This window comes from Microcoleus sp. ARI1-B5 (genome assembly GCF_036705795.1).
Classification (GTDB): domain Bacteria; phylum Cyanobacteriota; class Cyanobacteriia; order Cyanobacteriales; family Microcoleaceae; genus Microcoleus.
In genome coordinates this window covers 90,412-108,866 of sequence record NZ_JAUBVK010000019.1, presented here as the reverse complement: position 1 = coordinate 108,866, position 18,455 = coordinate 90,412, and the positions used below count along the sequence as shown (strand labels likewise).

Annotated in this window: 13 protein-coding genes and 1 tRNA gene; 9 read left to right on the top strand and 5 right to left on the bottom strand. The window is 46.2% G+C overall.

From position 1 onward, the window contains the following. Positions 1-63: 63 nt before the first annotated feature. The 8 genes from QUB63_RS23880 to QUB63_RS23845 all read left to right on the top strand — a co-directional run bounded on the left by QUB63_RS23880 (position 64) and on the right by QUB63_RS23845 (position 6,703). Positions 64-1,230: a pentapeptide repeat-containing protein gene (locus QUB63_RS23880; RefSeq protein WP_332947813.1), complete on the top strand. Its 1,167-nt coding sequence runs from the start codon at positions 64-66 to the stop codon at positions 1,228-1,230. Between the two features lie 38 nt (positions 1,231-1,268). After that, on the top strand, positions 1,269-1,856 hold the full coding sequence (locus tag QUB63_RS23875; RefSeq protein ID WP_332947812.1) for a Uma2 family endonuclease: 588 nt from the start codon (positions 1,269-1,271) through the stop codon (positions 1,854-1,856). A gap of 111 nt (positions 1,857-1,967) precedes the next feature. Then, positions 1,968-2,552: a Uma2 family endonuclease gene (locus QUB63_RS23870; protein ID WP_332947811.1), complete on the top strand. Its 585-nt coding sequence runs from the start codon at positions 1,968-1,970 to the stop codon at positions 2,550-2,552. 215 nt (positions 2,553-2,767) lie between these two features. After that, on the top strand, positions 2,768-3,406 hold the full coding sequence (locus QUB63_RS23865; protein ID WP_332947810.1) for a Uma2 family endonuclease: 639 nt from the start codon (positions 2,768-2,770) through the stop codon (positions 3,404-3,406). 85 nt (positions 3,407-3,491) lie between these two features. Beyond that, positions 3,492-4,742: a pentapeptide repeat-containing protein gene (locus QUB63_RS23860; RefSeq protein WP_332947809.1), complete on the top strand. Its 1,251-nt coding sequence runs from the start codon at positions 3,492-3,494 to the stop codon at positions 4,740-4,742. Positions 4,743-4,963: 221 nt separating this feature from the next. Beyond that, on the top strand, positions 4,964-5,398 hold the full coding sequence (locus QUB63_RS23855) for a hypothetical protein (protein WP_332947808.1): 435 nt from the start codon (positions 4,964-4,966) through the stop codon (positions 5,396-5,398). Positions 5,399-5,410: 12 nt separating this feature from the next. Next, entirely contained in the window at positions 5,411-6,445 is a 1,035-nt protein-coding gene (locus tag QUB63_RS23850; RefSeq protein WP_332947807.1) for a pentapeptide repeat-containing protein, read from the top strand. Positions 6,446-6,577: 132 nt separating this feature from the next. Further along, positions 6,578-6,703 (top strand): hypothetical protein, encoded by a 126-nt coding sequence (locus tag QUB63_RS23845; RefSeq protein WP_332947806.1) that lies wholly within the window; start codon positions 6,578-6,580, stop codon positions 6,701-6,703. A gap of 202 nt (positions 6,704-6,905) precedes the next feature. Here QUB63_RS23845 and dpdE read toward each other — a convergent pair whose 3' ends face one another. From dpdE to QUB63_RS23820, 5 genes are all read right to left on the bottom strand, one after another. Then, complete coding sequence (gene dpdE, locus QUB63_RS23840) at positions 6,906-10,241, bottom strand: protein DpdE (protein ID WP_332947805.1); 3,336 nt, start codon at positions 10,239-10,241, stop codon at positions 6,906-6,908. A 134-nt stretch (positions 10,242-10,375) separates the two neighbouring features. Then, complete coding sequence (locus QUB63_RS23835; RefSeq protein WP_332947804.1) at positions 10,376-11,032, bottom strand: glutathione S-transferase; 657 nt, start codon at positions 11,030-11,032, stop codon at positions 10,376-10,378. Between the two features lie 258 nt (positions 11,033-11,290). Then, the gene (gene trhO / locus QUB63_RS23830) at positions 11,291-12,238 is read right to left on the bottom strand and encodes an oxygen-dependent tRNA uridine(34) hydroxylase TrhO (RefSeq protein WP_332947803.1); all 948 of its coding nucleotides are present in this window, start codon (positions 12,236-12,238) and stop codon (positions 11,291-11,293) included. Positions 12,239-12,292: 54 nt separating this feature from the next. Continuing rightward, positions 12,293-12,364: transfer RNA gene (locus QUB63_RS23825), tRNA-Gly, on the bottom strand. A gap of 288 nt (positions 12,365-12,652) precedes the next feature. Then, complete coding sequence (locus QUB63_RS23820) at positions 12,653-15,253, bottom strand: calcium-binding protein (RefSeq protein ID WP_332947802.1); 2,601 nt, start codon at positions 15,251-15,253, stop codon at positions 12,653-12,655. 267 nt (positions 15,254-15,520) lie between these two features. On the opposite strand from QUB63_RS23820, the gene QUB63_RS23815 reads away from it, so the two are divergent. Beyond that, on the top strand, positions 15,521-18,250 hold the full coding sequence (locus QUB63_RS23815) for an O-linked N-acetylglucosamine transferase family protein (RefSeq protein ID WP_332947801.1): 2,730 nt from the start codon (positions 15,521-15,523) through the stop codon (positions 18,248-18,250). The last annotated feature ends 205 nt before the right edge of the window (positions 18,251-18,455 follow it).

Here is an 18,455-nt window from a genome sequence, read left to right as displayed (position 1 = left end):
GATTAGCAATTACCGCTTTAAGTCGATTAATATCAACTTGAGTTATTAAGTAATTTTGACAGTATGAGCGAACAAGCTAGCGAGTTAATCAAGCAGGGAATTTCGCAATATCAGGCGCACCAATTTGAGGCGGCGCTGGATTCTTGGGAGGAAGCGCTGAGGCTGTATCGCTCAATGGACGATAAGCGGCGATCGGGTGCGGCGCTGGGTAATATGGGCGTGGCTTACGAAGCGCTGGGAGATTACGATCGCGCGATCGACTGTTACCAGCAGCATTTGGTGTTAGCGCGCTCAATTGGCGATCGCCGGGGCGAGGCGAATGCTTTGGGAAATCTGGGCAATGCTTGCTGTGCTCGCTCAGATTTTTCTGGTGCTATTGATTACCAGCAGCAGCGTTTGGCGATCGCGCGGGAGACTGGCGACACTCGCTCTGAGTTGGAAGCTTTGGGCAATTTGGCGCCCGCTTGCGATGCTAACGGCGATTTGCTCGGTGCGATCGAGTGTTATCAGCAGCAGTTGTCGATCGCGCGCGCCCACAAGGACGATCGCATTGAGCGCAGTGCTCTCAAGAGTTTGAAGCTGGCTTACAAGTATTTAGCAGATTACGAGAAGGCCGACGAGTACCGACAGCAGCAATTGGCGATCGTGCGGGAACTGTTTTTAACCGATAAAAATCAGGATTTTGTAGAACTTGCAGAAACCGTTGGCTTGAATCCCGTAGAAGATTTTGCCGGAGCTGATTTAAGCGGTTTTGACTTGCACTACGCTGATTTGAACGGCGCAGATTTGCGCGAAACTAACCTCCAAGGCGCCGATTTGACCTTGGCGGATCTCAGCGGAGCTTTGCTGAGCGCTGCTATTTTAATTGATGCTAGTTTGTGCAATGCTAATTTGCGGGATGCTGAACTCAGCAGCGCGAATTTAAGCGGTGCAGATTTGCGAACAAAGCTGCCGAGGGCGAATTTGAGCGGTGCAAATTTAACCTGCGCCAATTTGAGCAGTGCTTATTTACCGAATGCGCTTTTAGTAAATGCAAATTTGACTGACGCTAATTTAAAAAATTCTGATTTGAGCGGCGTTGATTTGAGCGGTGCGAATTTAAACGGTGCTGATTTGAGCCGCGCTGATTTTAAAAATGCGGTTGTAGAAAACGCTAATTTTTCTGGTTGTTTGGGGATTTCGGAAGCGGTGAAAGTTGAATTAAGGGCGCGGGGCGGAATTTTTGAGTAAAATGGGAATGTTGGTAATTGTAGAGGGGAATAAAAGCTATGACTGCCGTAACTGCAAAACGATTCTCGATCGCCGAATATCACCGTTTGGAAGAACTGGGTTTTTTTGAGTCAGATAACCGATTTGAATTGATTCGCGGAGAAATTATCAAAAAAGCTAAAAAAACTACGTTTCACTCGGCTTGTAACTCTCTATTGCTGGGAGAGTTGTGCCTGATTATGGCAAGAAGTGCCTGCGTGCGCGGTCAAGACCCAATTACCTTGTCAGATGATAGCGAACCAGAACCTGATGTGGTTATTGCCCAAAATCGCTCTGACAATTATGTATCTTCTCACCCTCTAGTTGCTGATATTTTGTTGGTAATTGAGGTTTCTGATTCTACTTTAAAGTACGATCGGAGAACTAAGTTATCTCTCTACGCTGAATCGGGGATTTCTGATTATTGGATATTTAATTTGGTAGATATTCAACTGGAAATGCACAGCGAACCTTATCAGAAACAAACAGGTGGTTTCGATTATCGAGTGAAACGAGTGGTTTTGCCGAATGAGGTTGTGGTAATTCCAGGTTTTCCAGATTTGTCTCTCGATTTATCTGCGGTATTTCCGGCGCAGATGGGTGAGTGAAGCCCAGGAGTGCGATCGACAAACTCTTCGGACAATTACTGTTACGATCTACCGCACTCTATTCATTGCCAATTCTTGAATCTAAAATCATATTATAGGATAATAAAAGCTATGACTTTCGCTACAGCAAAACGATTCTCGATCGCCGAATATCACCGTTTGGCAGAACTGGGTTTTTTTGAGTCCGACGCTCGATTTGAATTGATTCGCGGAGAAATTATCAAAATGGCTGCTAAAGGTAGGCTTCACTCGGCTTGTAATACTCTTTTAGTTGAGGAGTTAATCATTTTACTGGCAAGACGCGCTCGCGTGCGCGTACAGGAACCGATTCTTTTGTCAGATGATAGCGAACCAGAACCTGATGTGGTTATTGCCCGCCGTTCTGACAATCATGTATCTTCTCACCCTCTAGCCGCTGATATTTTGTTGGTAATTGAGGTTTCTGATTCTACTTTGAAGTACGATCGGATAACTAAGTTATCTCTCTACGCTGAATCTGGGATTTCTGATTATTGGATATTTAATTTGGTAGATATTCAACTGGAAATGTACAGTGAACCTTATCAGAAACAAAGAGGTGGTTTCGATTATCGAGTCAAACGAGTGGTTTTGCCGAATGAGGTGGTGGTAATTCCGGGTTTCCCAGATTTGTCTCTGGATTTATCTGCGGTATTTCCGGCGCAGATGGGTGAGTAGACGAGCAATTTTATTCATCCACAGACTATCTGGAAAGGCATCTGCGTTTATCTGTGTTTATCTGCCTTGCATCTGCGGTCGCTCTATCAATCAAAGATTTATGCAATCTTATCTAGTGAAGGTGCCGATCGATCGCCCTTAATTGATGGTATAATCCAAAAGTGCGATGGCTACGCCCCGGCTTGCGCCTACGAAATCCTCAGCAAATTACCCCTATGACCGCTGAAAATCTCTCCTCGCCAGCCCAAAACATCCAGCTATCAGGTATCAGTTGGCAAACCTACGAAACCGTGGTCGCCGAATTCAGTCACCGGCAACTGCGGCTGACATACAGTGGCGGCAATCTCGAAATTATCGAACCTTCTCCAGAACACCAATTTTACCAAACAATAATCGGTCGATTTATCGAAACCCTAGCTGAAGAATTGGGACTTAACATTGCAGCGGTCGGTTCCACAACTTTTAAGCGTCCCGAACTCAGCATTGCCGAACCCAATGAATGTTTTTACATCCAGAATTTCTGTGCAGTTCAAGGCAAAACAAGCATCGACACGAGTCAAAATCCGCCACCAGATTTAGTAGTGGAAATTGATATCGCGAGTGGTTCGGAAAATAGCTTGCAAGTTTATGCCGGTGTCAGCGTGCCGGAAGTTTGGATTTATAATGGAGAACGGCTGATTATCAACCAATTAGAAAATACAGAATACTTTTCGTGCGATCGCAGTTTAGCATTTCCCACTGTACCTATTTTAGAAATTGTCGATTTTTTGCAACAGGCGGAAACAATGGATTATTTAGAATTAGTTAAAGCATTTCGTAATTGGGTAAAAAGCGAAATACTACCAACCAATTAACCGGCGCTTTGCGCACATCGCCAACTACTCAAAAAATCTAATAATCATAACAAATAAAAAATTACCGATTTGTGATAAATTAGAAATGAAGCACTTGTCAAAATCTCCATCACAGTCTGGCAGAGCCAGCACTTCTACCGATATGCGATCGCTAGAGTCTCACAACAAATACCCTGATTGCTTGTGGATGCAATTAGAAGCAATTCCAGTGCCATCGGTTGCAGCCCAAACCCAGCAGCTCGACATACACTTGAGCCTCAATTTTAACGAGCATTGGGAACCGCTGCTCGGCGGCCGCGTCAAATTTGGTCTGCAAGGCGGGACGCTCAAGCTAAATCTGGAAAACTGCGAAATTCCCGTAGCATCGCGTCAGTTAGTCGGTGATTTCCAACTGTCGCCAATCCAAAGCAGTACAGAAGTTTTGTTAACCGACAGTCAGCGGGAAGTTCCCGACAGCGAGAATGTCCAAAAGAGCGAGGAAAGTGACTGCACGTTTTGTCACGTTTCCACAATCGGCGACGATACAACGCCCGCTTGGATTTTTGCATTAGAACGGGGCAAACCCGTATTAAAAGGTTTGCTAAAAAGTGTTAAACTGGGAGAGTTTGCCGCGAAGCCATTGCGAATTGCAGCGACTTTTGAAGTTGCGAAAGAAGATATTTATTTAACAGATGCGGAGGGTTTGTGGCCGCACGATATTACGCCAAATCAACATTCGGTTTTAGAAAGAATCTTGACTGTATATTTGCAAGCAAATAAACTCCAACCGGCTCTCAGTTGGGCGCTTTTGTCCTACAATTTGCCTGCGGTGGAACAGCCAGAGGTGGAAATTGTCCCGGAAGCCGAAGCGCAATTGCAGGAAATGGTCGATCGCATTATTGCCGCTGAAACCGACGATTTTCCCGAGTTAGCAAAAATCGCCAATCTCAATCCAGCACTGGATTTCGCGGGCGCCAGCTTGCGCGGGACGACTTTAAGTGCAGTCGATTTTAGCAGCGCAAATCTCCAGGGTGCAAATTTCCGGGGTGCAAACTTAAACGATGCCGATTTCAGCGACGCCAACCTGCAAAATGCCAAATTCGGCGGTGCAGATTTGAGCGGCGCTTTCTTAGGAAATACCGATTTGAGCGGCGCAGATTTGCACCGCGCCAGTCTGGCTTTAGCAAACCTCAGCGGTGCGGATTTGAGCGGCGCAAATCTAATCGAAGTGAACTTAACAAACGCTAATTTCAGCGGTGCGAATGTCGAGTCAGCGAGGTTTGGGAATAACTCAGGACTTGCGGAGGATGTGAAGCTGAATTTACAGCAGCGGGGAGCGATTTTTGATGAGGTTTAGTAAAGTGAAGTATGGCACATTTTTGGGCGATGGTTATAAGTCAATATGCGATTGTTAACGCTTTTTTTCTCATGGCGATCGCATATAAAGCGATCGCAAAGACTAGGTTGCTTCTCAATTAAGTGAGGTGCGCCTGAGTAATTATCTTGTTGACCCAAGTGTATTGTGATAAAATTTAAAAAAGTGCGCTCGAGATTGAGATAAATTTATACCGTGCCGTAATGACTGCGCCACCGAATCCGCCACCAACTCCGCCACCGACAGCATCCCAGTCAAGTCCAACTCCTGTAGAGCAATCTCCTCCAGTAAGTACGCGATCGGGTACATTCATCCAAAAGGTAGTGATGAATGTTTTAGAGATTGTCGATCAGGTGTTCTATGCGTTGATGGGTAAACTTGGGAGAACAGTTTATGCGTCTCTTCAGGATGCGATCGCGATCGGTATTATTTTAAAGCTTCCTGGTTTAATCGGTGAAATTATTATCGGTAAAGATTTTTCAGGTTTCGATATTTGTCTGAAAGAAAGCCCTTGGGGTGTATCCCGTTATGCTTGTTTCATTATTGTAGCTTCTGATTTTCTGTTGTGGATAGTTCTCGCAGGTCGAATTATTGGTCGATTTTGGGCAGATTTAAAAGATTTGAAAAATAATCCCTAGGAGATATTTGATATGACTTTAGTCAACCGCAAACAAATTAGTCTTTATGAAGAAGCTGAAGCTGGCTTAAATTCTTTAGTCAAGCAAACGGCTCAAGTTGGTGCGGGTTTGTTGGGGATGCTGTTGCTGACAGGTGGCAATCCGCCAGCTTTGACAGTAGGCTTAAGTGTAGTTGGGGGAATTGCGTTTGTTGCTTGGAGCGAAGAGAAGCGACTGACTAAATTTTATGCGGGACAATCGCAACTCAAACATAATTCTGTCACTGCAAGTGAAACGAATCAATCGCAACTTTCTAACTCAATTGAATCTGAATCGCTTTCAAATGAAATTAAACAAATCATTGAAGCAGCTACAGATACTTTATCTGAATTGGTGAAACAGGCTGGTCTAAATCCGGATGAAGATTTAGCAGGAGCTGATTTAAGTGGTGTTAAAGGAGTTGGCTGCAAATTAAGTAGATTTAATCTCAGCGGTGCAGACTTAGATCATGCCGATTTGAGTCGTGCCGATTTGAGTGCTGCCGATCTGAGTCGTGCCGATTTGAGCCTTGCCAACCTGAGCAATGCCGATTTGAGCCTTGCCAACCTGAGTTTTGCCGATTTGAGTCGTGCCGATCTGAGTTTTGCTAACTTAAGCAATGCTAAACTAACAGACGTAAAACTTGGTCGCGCTGACTTAAGTGGTGCTGACTTAAGAAATGCTTTCCTGATGAATGCCGACTTGAGTTTTGCTAACTTAAGCGATGCCGACTTGAGCTATACCGATTTGATTAATGCTGATTTGAGAGATGCCGACATGAGCCGTGCCAACCTGAGCTATGCTTACCTGAGTGATACCACCAATCTGAGCGGTGCTAATTTGAGCAATGCCAATTTGAGCAATGCCAATTTAAGCAATGCTAATTTGACAGCAACAAACCTGAACACCGCCCAAGTAGAAAGTGCTCGATTTGGTAACAATGCCGGACTTGATGAAAAAGCAAAGTATGAGCTAAAAAAGCGAGGTGCAATCTTCCCGCAAAACGAACGGATAGGATTACTGGTGTAAAATTTTTATTTAGACGGCAAAACATCGGTCAAGTTAAGAGTTGCCGTCATCTGTATCGAGTCGCTTAAGGAAAATGTGTCTTTAATACGAGCTATAATAGTAAAGTAACGTTGGAGCCAGTAAAAAAATAAGATGAATCAAACTTCTACAGTTACGATCGACAATACATTTTATAAAATCCTCGCAGAACTCTCTGCAAGCTCGGGCAAATCAATCGAAACAGTTCTCGAACAAGCGATCGAACAATACCGAAGATAACAATTTTTAGAAGCAGCAAAGCAAGCTTATATTAATTTACGCAATAACCCCGAAGCTTGGCAAGAAGAACTTGAAGAACGATCGCTCTGGGACACCACTTTAGAGGATAGTACAGGATTGTTGAACAGTGGGCCACAGTCTCTCCAACAACATTAATGATGGTAGAGGAAAGACTGCGTATTCTTTTGAATTTATAGCTAAATTATCCCTCATCCTCCGATTTCACAGGAGCACGCCCAGAAATCACAATAAATCCCACCGACTCAAGAGTCAGGTGCGGGCGGCGAATTCCCGCTAAAACCGCTTGACTCAACAAACTTTCGGTACTGATTTCATCAGCCAAAACCGATTCTAAAAGTTGTTCCGATTGAGAAAGTCGGTTCAAGCGCAACTGCAATTGATTCACCCGGTTTTCCAGTTGAATTGCAGCACTGACAGCGGAACTATTGCACATTTCCACAAAAGCCTCACGCCCGCGCAGCAATTCCTCCGATACCACCCGCCCCTTCTGACAAAAATCATCCCAATCCAAAGAATCGACAAAATTGTCAATCAGCGAAGTGCGATTTTTCGACAAATTGTAATCTCGATTCTGGCCGCCTTTGCCCTTATAAGCCCGCTGCAAAATTGCCAGCACTTCCGCATCTTCCACCAGAGACATCTGCTCATTGCGAGCATCCACAAACACAGTTTCAAAAGTTGGGAGAAACAGAGCATCAGCGCGCCGCTGCAAAGCTTTTAAGTTGTAATTCTCGATGTTTTGTGCTTGCAAAATTTGAGCAGCAGGCTGCACATCAGTCTGAATTGAATAATTAAATTGGAAGCCAAACCACTCCTTCCCTTCCGCAGCATTCCAAGTTTCATCGTGACGCCACATAGCAAAAGCTTGACCCCGATCGTCCCAGCGAATATAAGAGCCAAGTGCATCGATCAACCCCTCACCAATACGGTAAAGAACGACATCCGTATTCTGATGGGCAATGCGCCGATTGTAACTACCGTACTGCTGACAGTACGGAACCAATCGAGTTCTCAAATCGTTCGAGGGAATCAAAGTTTTTTGAGTAGGTTGATAGCGCATCAATCCAGATATACTCGGATGTTCGATTTGTTTGAAGTGGAGGGCTTGACACAACCAACCTTCAGCCGCCCGCTGCATTTCTTTATGGCGTGCGTCGCAGTTGTCGAGGGATTCAAAATACTGAGATGCGCTGTCATCAAGAATATCAATTTCATCGAGAACGTACTGTTCGTCGATTTTGATTTTCTCTTGTTCGATTTCAGTTTTAATCGATTCGATTGCGCTTGATAGGCCTTTTGCTCCTTCAGCAAACAACTTTTCTTCAAGTGCAATCAGTTTAGTTTCAGCATAAAACTGAAGGCTGGCGATCGATTTGTTGAAGATATCAAACCCGTTTTTTAAGACTTGAAACCAAGCTTCGTGGGGACTGTCGGGCATATCCGGGCCTGCAAACAAACAAAATTGCACTCCCATTTTGCTGCCAATGCGATCGACTCTGCCGAGTCTTTGTTCTAACTGGTTGGGAAACCACGGCAAATCGAAGTGAATTAACCAATCTGTCAATTGCAGATTTACGCCTGTTTCTGCCGATCGATCGCAAACTAAGACAAAACAATGCGGTTCAGTCTTAAACCGATGCAGACTCGCCTCCACATCATCCGCAGACTTGCCCGTGTCATGGCTGGCGATCGCCTTTTTACCAAAGATTTTAGCTAAATTTTCCGCAATCTCTTGACAAGTGGCGGTAAAACTGGTGAAAATCACAATTTTCGGGAAACGCTCGCCCGGAATCGGCCGTTTAATTTGCTGCTGAATTCTGGAGAGCAAATCGCGAGGATTGCTGTGATACTCGCGCGGAACCTTCAATGCAACTGCGAGAAATCGCAAAATGGCGATTCGCAACAAACTCGGTCGATCGAGTCCTTCCTGGGGCTTTTCCACCGTGTTGAGCAAGGTTTCCAGGATTTCCCTTTCCTCGGGAAACAGCGCAGTTTTGGTCAAAATTGCAGTGTCGCTTTGTCCGAATTCGCGATCGAGTTCTGGACTGGATTTTTTCTGCAAGCGAGCTTTGACAACCCGTTCCAAAACATTCAGCCAAGTACCGGAAGCGCGGAAAAACAGCAGGAAAATTCTCTGATATTCGCTGGATTTGGGAGCAGCAGCGCGCCATTTATCGAGTATATTTTGAATGGACGACCACTGTTCGTCATTGAGATCGTACTCGGCTTTGGGCACAGTATCGCGATCGAAAATCACATCTTCCACCGCATCCCGGCGATTGCGGAGCATTCGGCGGTGCAGGCGGTAGGTATCGCTAACGTGACTGCGAATAGTTCGGATCAGGCTAGATTTTTCGGCGGTTTCAGCGGTTTTCAAACAACTTTCTAACTCAGTGGCCAAGCCGAGTAAATAATCATCTTTCGCAAACAGATTGCGGAGTTTAGCGAGTTGGTTTTGCAAAACAGAAGGCTGTGCTGTTTCTCCCAAATCCAGCAAGGCGCGACCGATTTCCTGACGGTTTTGCACCTGTTGTTTGAAACTTTCCAAATCATCAAGACGGTACGTTGTGGGGTCTAGCAAGTGCAGCATTGCCAGAAAATCTTGCTCGCGGCCGATGACTGGCGTTGCAGATAATAACAATAAGTTTTTGCTCTTGTGAGCTAGTTTCTGGCAGAGTTCAAAGGATTGTTGCTGATTGCGATCGCTCGAATTCGCCATTGCTGCGAGATCGTGCGCTTCATCGACAATCAGAAAATCTAGGTTGGCGTTGCGGCTAATTTGATTGATTTCGCTAAGAGCAACAAGCTGCACTCGATCGGCAAAATGAGACAAATAGAATTTATTTTCTAATTCTTGCCGCCACTGTTCGAGCAGGTATTTGGGAACGATAACAACAGCGCGCCCGTTGGGTTCGTCTAGCAGAAATTGGCGGAGAATTGTGCCGGCTTCTACTGTTTTGCCGAGTCCTGCTTCATCTGCCAATAAATAGCGCACGATCGGGTCTTCTAGGACGCGCCGGACGACTTCAACTTGGTGCGGGTAGAGGTCTATGTTCGCAGAGATTAACCCCGTCATGCCACGACTGACGGCGCGCTGTTCGATCGCAGATTGCACAAAAGCCAAGCGGCGATCGTGAAAATACGGCGTTTCTTGACCTTTGACTGCTAAAATGTCGATCGGATCGGCGATCGGGATATTGCAGCGAACGTAAAGTTCGGTTTCGACAGCTTGCAAACTTTGGCTGTCGGGGAGGTCAATTTCGTACTCTAATTTATCTTCATCCCAGTCATAAACTCGGCCGATTATCCATCTTTCCTGAGTTGTGCTCCAGAGATAGCAGCGAGTTTGGCGCTGAAGTCTGGCTTCTTGTAGCAAACCCAAGGGTACAGTTTTGCGGATGCGGTTTTTTACTGAGCAAAAATATTCAACTACGGCGTCGGGGTGGGATACCTCGACAACTTTTCCGATTCCCATATCGTTTTTGGGCGATCGAACTAACGAACCAACATCAATCATAATTTCAGCCTGACAATACTCACTAGAATACACTAACGCCTAGCGACAAAAATAACATTGGTTCGATCGTTCGGAATGCGAGTCCTCTCTTGGATGCGGACTAAAGTCCTCACTACAAACAGGTTCATAGGTAATTACGATCGCCCAAAAACAACGCCAGCATTCCCCGATTCCCATTTCTGGTATTTTTGCATCACGCTAGCGTAAATTTCCGAGTCAGTGAAGGCTGTTAACCAAGCTTGTAGGGGAATCCAAGGCTGTTCCTCGAACCAATTTTTATCGGTATGGGCGAATTGACGGACAAAAGGTGCGATCGCCATATCGGCCAATGCTATATTATTACCAAACAAATATTTAGTCGCGCTTAACTGTGCATTTAGTCGGCCCAGATATAAAGCACCTTCATGCCGGTGCACTTGGGAATCAACACCTGCATAACGATCGGGGTACTTATAACGGTCGAGATGATATTTAAACCTATCATCAAATTCAGCGATTAGTGCTAGCATTTCTGCAACAGAACCTTGCTCTGGAATCAACCATTTTTCAGGATCGTGTTGTTCCAATGCCCACAACATGATATCAATACTTTGATCGAGTACCCGCCCCTCAACATCAATCAATATCGGTACCGTACCTTTGGGAGATACATCCAACATTTCCTGTGGTTTGTCTCGCAAAACAACTTCCCGCAACTCACACACCTGATTGCTAACCCTCAGCGCCAAGCGCGCGCGCATAGCATAGGGACAGCGGCGGAAGGAATACAAAATCGGGTATGTTGCTGACATATAGGAGAAGTCATTAGTCATTAGTCATTAGTCATTAGTCATTAGTCATTAGTCATCAGGAAGAAGGAAGGCTTTAGAGTCAGAAACCGGGTTTCTTCCTAGATTTCACGCCGCCCAACCAGATTTTTCACAGAAACCCGGTTTCTTGGAGAAACGCGCTAATACTTGAGTCAGAAACCGGGTTTCTTCCTAGATTTCACGCCGCCCAACCAGATTTTTCACAGAAACCCGGTTTCTTTGAGATTAGCGCTAATACGATTAGTCGATCGCACCATCGGGTTTTTCCTTAACATCATAGCGCGCGCCGATATGTACTTGGTTGCGGCGCTTAGCAAGCTCAATTTGACGTTGACGTTCAGATAAACCTTGTTTTTTAGTTTCAGTTTTCGAGTCATGACAATGAGGACAACTCACGCCCAGCACAAATAATTCAGAAGCCTTATCTTCCTGACTAATCGGGTGACGACAACCGCGACACAGTTCATAGTTACCAGGCTTTAAATCATGAACAACCGAAACCCGTTCATCAAAGACAAAACATTCACCTTCCCAACGACTTTCTGCTTCCGGCACCGTTTCCAAATATTTTAAAATCCCGCCTTCGAGATGATAGACTTCTTGAAAACCTTGCGATCGCAAAAAAGCAGTAGATTTCTCGCACCGAATCCCGCCAGTGCAAAACATTGCTATTTTAGATTTCTCGCGCAAAGCAGTTTCTTGCTGCACCCATTCAGGTAACTCGGAAAAGCTTTTTGTTTTGGGATTAATAGCGCCTGCAAAAGTACCCATAGATACCTCGAAGTCGTTGCGCACATCAACCACAACAACATCGGGGTCATCAAGCAACTGATTCCACTCATCAGGCTTGACATATTTGCCAGCCATGAGGGATGGATTAATATCGGGTATTCCCATCGTGACAATTTCGCGTTTTAAGCGTATTTTCAGGCGGTAAAACGGTGCTTTTTCGGAAAAAGATTCTTTGTGCACCAAATCAGCAAAACGCGGGTCACAGCGCAAGAATGCGAGCACTGCGTGTACGCCCTCGGACGAGCCGGCGATCGTGCCATTGATGCCTTCAGAGGCCAGCAAGATAGTGCCTTTGACCTTGTTGTTGTTGCAACAATCGAGTATCGGTGCTCTCAGGTCGGCAAAATCCGATAGCTCAACGAACTTATATAATGCAGCGGTTAAGAAATTAGCCATAGATCGAATTGATAGCACTAATTAATTTTCATACTTCTATGAAAATTCAGTCAAAGCGGACGGTGGGACTCGAACCCACGACGTTCAGCATGGGAAGCTGACATTCTACCACTGAATTACGCCCGCGCTTAGTCTGTTTTACTTGCTTTTACCTTTGAGGCATTGCGGTAAAAAACGACTAGAAAAACATTATACAACTATTTTGCGGTTATGAGTCAACCATTTTGACAATCATTTTTCGGAGGCAGTCGATCGCCCGTCCAGACAAAAAAAGTCCTGCACCAAAGGCAGGATCTATACTTCTACTCTTCTGTCCGCCTCCGCGGACATCGTTTGTATAGCAGCGGTTTCAACCGCCGAGGCTATTGGAGAAACGATCGCCCGGTCGATCGCCCGATCGATCGCGCTCAACGCTTAAACGAAGCGCACAGAACTGCTATCAAGACTGAAGCCAGAAACAGGTTGGACGATCGCAATCAATTCGTTAGCAGCCGCAGTCTTCTTGAAAATAGCCGTTCCAGCAGGCAATCCAGCGGGAGAAACACCGATCGCGTAGGTGCTGGGAGCGCCTTGAAGTTGGATGATATCCTCACTTGAGTCGTAGCCGACAATCAAAGCGTAGTCGGCGGCGCCAGTGCTGCTATCGATGCCATCGTTGTAGTAGAACTTGACTGCATCTCCCAGCAAGAAGGTATCGCTGCCTTGTGCCCCAATCAGCGTATCTATTTCGCCGCGGCCGGGATTAGCAGCGGTAATGTCAACACCAACGAGGAAGTCGTTACCCCGATCGCCATTGAGGAGATCGCCCGCGCCGCCACCAAAGATCGCGTCGTCACCTTTGCCTCCTGATGCGGTATCTTCGCCGTCGCCCCCAACAAGGGTGTCGTTGCCGCGATTGCCAAAGAGGCTATCGTTGCCGCTGTTGCCAAATAGGGCGTCGTCGCCTTTGCCTCCGAAGAATGTGTCGTTGGCGCTATTGCCTACCAAGGAATCGTTTCCGCCGTTGCCAAACAGGAGATTGTTGCTGCTGGTGCTGACTAGAATGTCGTCGCGATTGCTGCCTTGGGTAGAAGGCAGTGAGCCGCTTGGTGTGGGTGCAGGCGTGGCTGTGGGTGCGATCGGCAGTGCGATCGACTGATCCGGCGACGGATTGAAAACGATTGCAGGTGTGGGAGTTGGTGTGGGTGTGGGGGTTGGTGTTGTGCCCGTTGGCGTGGGTGTGGGAGTTGGTGTTGTGCCCGGTGTGGGTGTTGTGCCCGGTGTTGGCGTTGTTGCCGGTGTTGGCGTTGTAGGCGTTCTTACCGGTGTTGGCGTTGTAGGCGTTGGTGTTGTCGGTGTTGGTGTTGTCGGTGTTGGTGTTGTCGGTGTTGGCGTTGTCGGTGTTGGTGTTGGCGCGGATGCCTCTGGTAAATTAGCAGTGAGGATCGCAGTACCTGAGAGGTTGTTGATAGTTTCGATGAAACCAGCACCTGCAATAGTCGGCGATGCACCGAAAAAGTCTAAAATCACCAAATCATCCGCAGCCTTGGCTATCCCGTCTTTGTTGATGTCAACTACCAGACTCGTACCTTGCCGCCCTAATCCCAGAGTTCCCACTGCCAAGGACGTGGAAATGTTGGTTGAGGTACTAAAACCGATCAATATATTATCGATGCCAGCGGTATCCTGAATCTGACTCGACTTGCTGTCCGAGAGAAGATAAAGGTCGCTACCTGCACCACCTCGCAGCACGTTGGCGGAATTGGCATATTGGACATTGAGCGTATCATCTCCAGCACCGCCATCTAAGGTGCTATTGCCACCTGCTCCGAGATAGTCGTTGCCGTCTCCTCCTAAGAGCAGGCTGTTGTTGCTGCCGAAGAGTTTGTCATTGCCCGCGCCCCCATCCAAAGTTGTAGAGTTACCGAAGCCTTGCAGCGTGTCATCTGCATCGCCACCTGCCAGACTCTCCTTATCGCCCAAACCTGCATTGAGAAAGTCATTGCCTAAGCCTCCAAACAGGGTGTCAGTGCCTTCGCCACCATCTAGGCTGTCATTTCCTGCACCGCCATCGAGGTTGTCGTTTCCTGCATCCCCTAGCAAGGTGTCATTGCCGTCAACGCCACTGATAGTGTCATTTCCGCCCAAGCCAGAAATGTTGTCATTGCTGGCAGTACCTGTGAGGTTATCAGGGCCCGAAGTTCCTGTGGTTACATTGAGCCCGCCTGCGATCGTAGCGTCAGTGAGATTAGCTGTGAGTATCGCAGTACCTGAGAGGTTGTTGATAGTTTCGATGAAACCAGCACCTGCAACCGTCGGCGATGCACCGAAAAAGTCTAAAATCACCAAATCATCCGCAGCCTTGGCTATCCCGTCTTTGTTGAGGTCAACTACCAGACTCGTACCTTGCCGCCCTAATCCCAGAGTTCCCGCCGCCAGGGAGGTGGCAATGTTTGAGGTATTAAAACCGATCAGCACATTATCGATGCCAGCGGTATCCTGAATCTGACTCGACTTGCTGTCGGAGATCTGATAGCGATCGCTACCTGCACCACCTCGCAGCACGTTGGCGGAATTGGCATATTGGACATTGAGCGTATCATCTCCAGCACCGCCATCTAAGGTGCTATTGCCACCTGCTCCGAGATAGTCGTTGCCGTCTCCTCCTAAGAGCAGGCTGTTGTTGCTGCCGAAGAGTTTGTCATTGCCCGCGCCCCCATCCAAAGTTGTAGAGTTACCGAAGCCTTGCAGCGTGTCATCTGCATCGCCACCTGCCAGACTCTCCTTATCGCCCAAACCTGCATTGAGAAAGTCATTGCCTAAGCCTCCAAACAGGGTGTCAGTGCCTTCGCCACCATCTAGGCTGTCATTTCCTGCACCGCCATCGAGGTTGTCGTTTCCTGCATCCCCTAGCAAGGTGTCATTGCCGTCAACGCCACTGAGGGTGTCATTGCCACCCAGGGCAGAAATGTTGTCATTGTCTGGCGTGCCGCCGATCAGAGTGTCACTTGAGGATGTACTGATAATTATTGCCATCTTTTTTCCTGCTTACTTAAAACGGGCGAGGGCGATTTTTACATCTGCACCAGGCCCTTATTTCTCTATCAGGGCTTTTCCTCAAAAATTATGCAATTTTTCAAAGTTTTTTTTGTGCGACAATTTTTGTTGTATTTGCGACAAAAGATGCTATAATACTTTGCTGCATATTTAAACCCTCAACAAAATCTGTATGTACGCATATATCAATTAAATAAAGAATCACCAACCGTAACCTAATTTTTTTAAATCCTAAATGAGGTAAAAATGTTAAATAATGGGACAAATCATCCAGTGCTAATTATTACGGGAATGCACCGTTCGGGGACTTCTTTGACTGCCGCATTTTTACAAGCAATCGGCATTGATTTAGGAGGCAATCTCCTGAGAGGTAACTATTGGAATCCCAAAGGTTACTTTGAAGACATTGATTTGGTCGAATTTCAGCGAACAATTCTGCAAACTTGCTCTCGTTCCGACGAAACAGGTTTTCCCGATTGGGGTTGGACAGAAAGCGAACAGCTAGATAAGCAAAAACTTAACACAAATAAAGAAGCAGCTCAGCAATTAGTCAAATCTCGCTCCCACCAATCAGGACTTTGGGGTTGGAAAGATCCGCGCACCAGTTTAATGTTAGATTTCTGGAATCAAATCATCCCCAATGCTTGCTATCTGTTTGTTTACCGCTATCCTTGGGATGTAGCCGATTCAATATTGCGGTTAAACATACCATTTTTTTCCGAACGCCCAGAGTCTTGCTTAAAAGTATGGAAATTTTACAACCGGCACATCTTAGAATTCTATAAAAAGCATTCCCATCAGTGCTTGCTCGTGAGTTTAAATGCTTTGCTAGCATCTCCCGACCAAGTGTTAGAATTATTAACAACCAAGCTCAATCTACCTCTCAAATCCCCGGACAAGCAAGCACAAGATATCAAAAATATTTTGATGTCAGTTTACGACCCTAAACTGCTGAGCAGCTTGCACCTCAACCATCCCCTAATTAACATCCTCAATCTCACATCTGGCGGCTGTTTTGAACTGCTAAATCAGCTAGATTTAGCAGCCGACTTGCCCAGCCCATTTTCGAGATTATCCTTGCAGCAAAATAGCGGAACCCTAGAGTGTTTATCCCTGCGATTGCATCAGGAAAGTATCAAAATTCAGCTAAATGTAGACTCGCCACAGTTTCTCAGTTGGCTGTCCGGTTGTATCGATCGATATCATCATAGCACATCGCATCAATCCGCCTTAGCAGAGTTGCGTCAAGCACGAAATCAAATTGCAGAATTTTGGCAATCTGCACCCGCAGACAAACTGAATAATAGCTACTCTGGCGGTGCAGGAAAAGCACACAAAATGCTGTTAGCAAGCGGCATGAGAGATGAACCGCTGACTGACGCCGAACAGCGGGAAGCAGAAAAGTTAACTCAATACGTTGCCCGAGGATTTGATGCTGCTGAAGCTATACAATATTTACTAGCGGCGATGCTGTACCGGCGGGCAGATCAATTGCCGTTGCAGTATGGCAGAACTGCAGTTCCGCAGTGGTTTTTCAATGACTTGCTGGAATTTATGCTGTACTTCCCCAGTTATTTTCAAGAAGCGGGAGAAGTCGAAAAATATGCCGACTATATGCAGCAATTAGTTGATTTAGTTCACAGTCGCGTTTTCAGCAATCCCGATTCAGAAATTTGGCAAAACGTTGCTTTAATCTTTGCAGATACCGTTAACTTTGTCCCTCTCTATTTTAGCACAAAAAACTTAAAAAATGTCTATACCAAGCGCTCGGATATCTTAGAATTTATCCTGAAAGCTAGGGGACATCAGATAGATTTCAGCTTTAGCAAACGGCCGGCTAACCCAACCAAAATTCGCCTCGGCATTCTCAAAGTAAATTTCGCGCCTATTTCAGAAACTTTCACGACTATCCCGGCTTTTGAGCATTTAGACAGAGATAGATTTGAGATTATTTTATATGTCCTCGGCGCGAGCGAGCTCCCTTTGGATGTATACTGTCAAAGTCGCGCCGACAAACTCGTTAAGCTACCGAAGGAACTGCACAGTCAAGTCGAGATAATTCGGGCAGATGACCTGGATATTTTGTTTGTGGGGTCGATCGTCACAAATGCCGCTCAAAACATCATTTTACTAGCTTTGCACCGTCTAGCGCGGTTACAGACCACGTATTTTGCATCTCCTGTAACTACAGGCATCCGCAATATTGACTGCTACATTTCGGGCAATTTGACGGAACCTTTGCCAGAAGCGCAAACACAATATAGCGAACAGTTAGTAATGATGGACGGGACAGGATTTTGCTTCAATTATAGCATCCACAAAGAGGAAGCGAGGATTAATCCCGATCGCAAAAGCTTAGGTATTTCCGAGAAATCAGTTGTATTTATCTCCGGTGCTAACACGTTCAAGATTATTCCCGAACTCAGGGAGACTTGGGCAAAGATTATCGCGGCTGTGCCAGATTCTGTCCTGGTTTTATATCCCTTCGGCAATACCTGGTCTGGTTCTTACATCAGGCAGCCGTTTGTCAATAAAATGTATGCTATCTTTGATAAGTATGGCATCGATCGCAGCCGTTTAATTTTATTAGCTACGCTGGCGAATCGCGAAGATGTGAAAGCAGTTTTAAAGCTGGCTGATGTCTATCTCGACTCCTATCCCTACGCGGGTGCAAATTCGACAGTAGATCCGTTAGAAGTGGGACTGCCAACTGTGGTTAGGGACGGCAATAGTTTGCGTTCCAAACAAGGGGCGGCAATGCTGCGAGACATCCAGTTGTTTGATTTAATTGCTGACAGCGAAGAGTCTTATATTAAGTTGAGCATTGAACTCGGAACTAATGCCGAATTGCGAAAGCAAAAGCGGCAGCAAATTGAGCAAAAAATGCAGCAGAAACCGAGGTTTATGGATACTCGCGCTTACTCCGCCGCCTTGGGAGAGGTGTTTGAGAAATTGCTGAGGCTCGATGGGCTTTAGAAACTCGTTGATATCATGGAGCAGAACCAGTATACAGTCGCTGTGTCAGGGCGGGTTTACAAATACTCGGTTTGTGAATCATAGATATTGGCGAACCCGCCCCTACAGAATTCAAATATACAAAGATTGAATCGTTATTGTCTAATTTCATGTTCTGTAGGGGCCCGTGAGCCCAGATATTTAATTTCCCAGCCACACTCTTCAT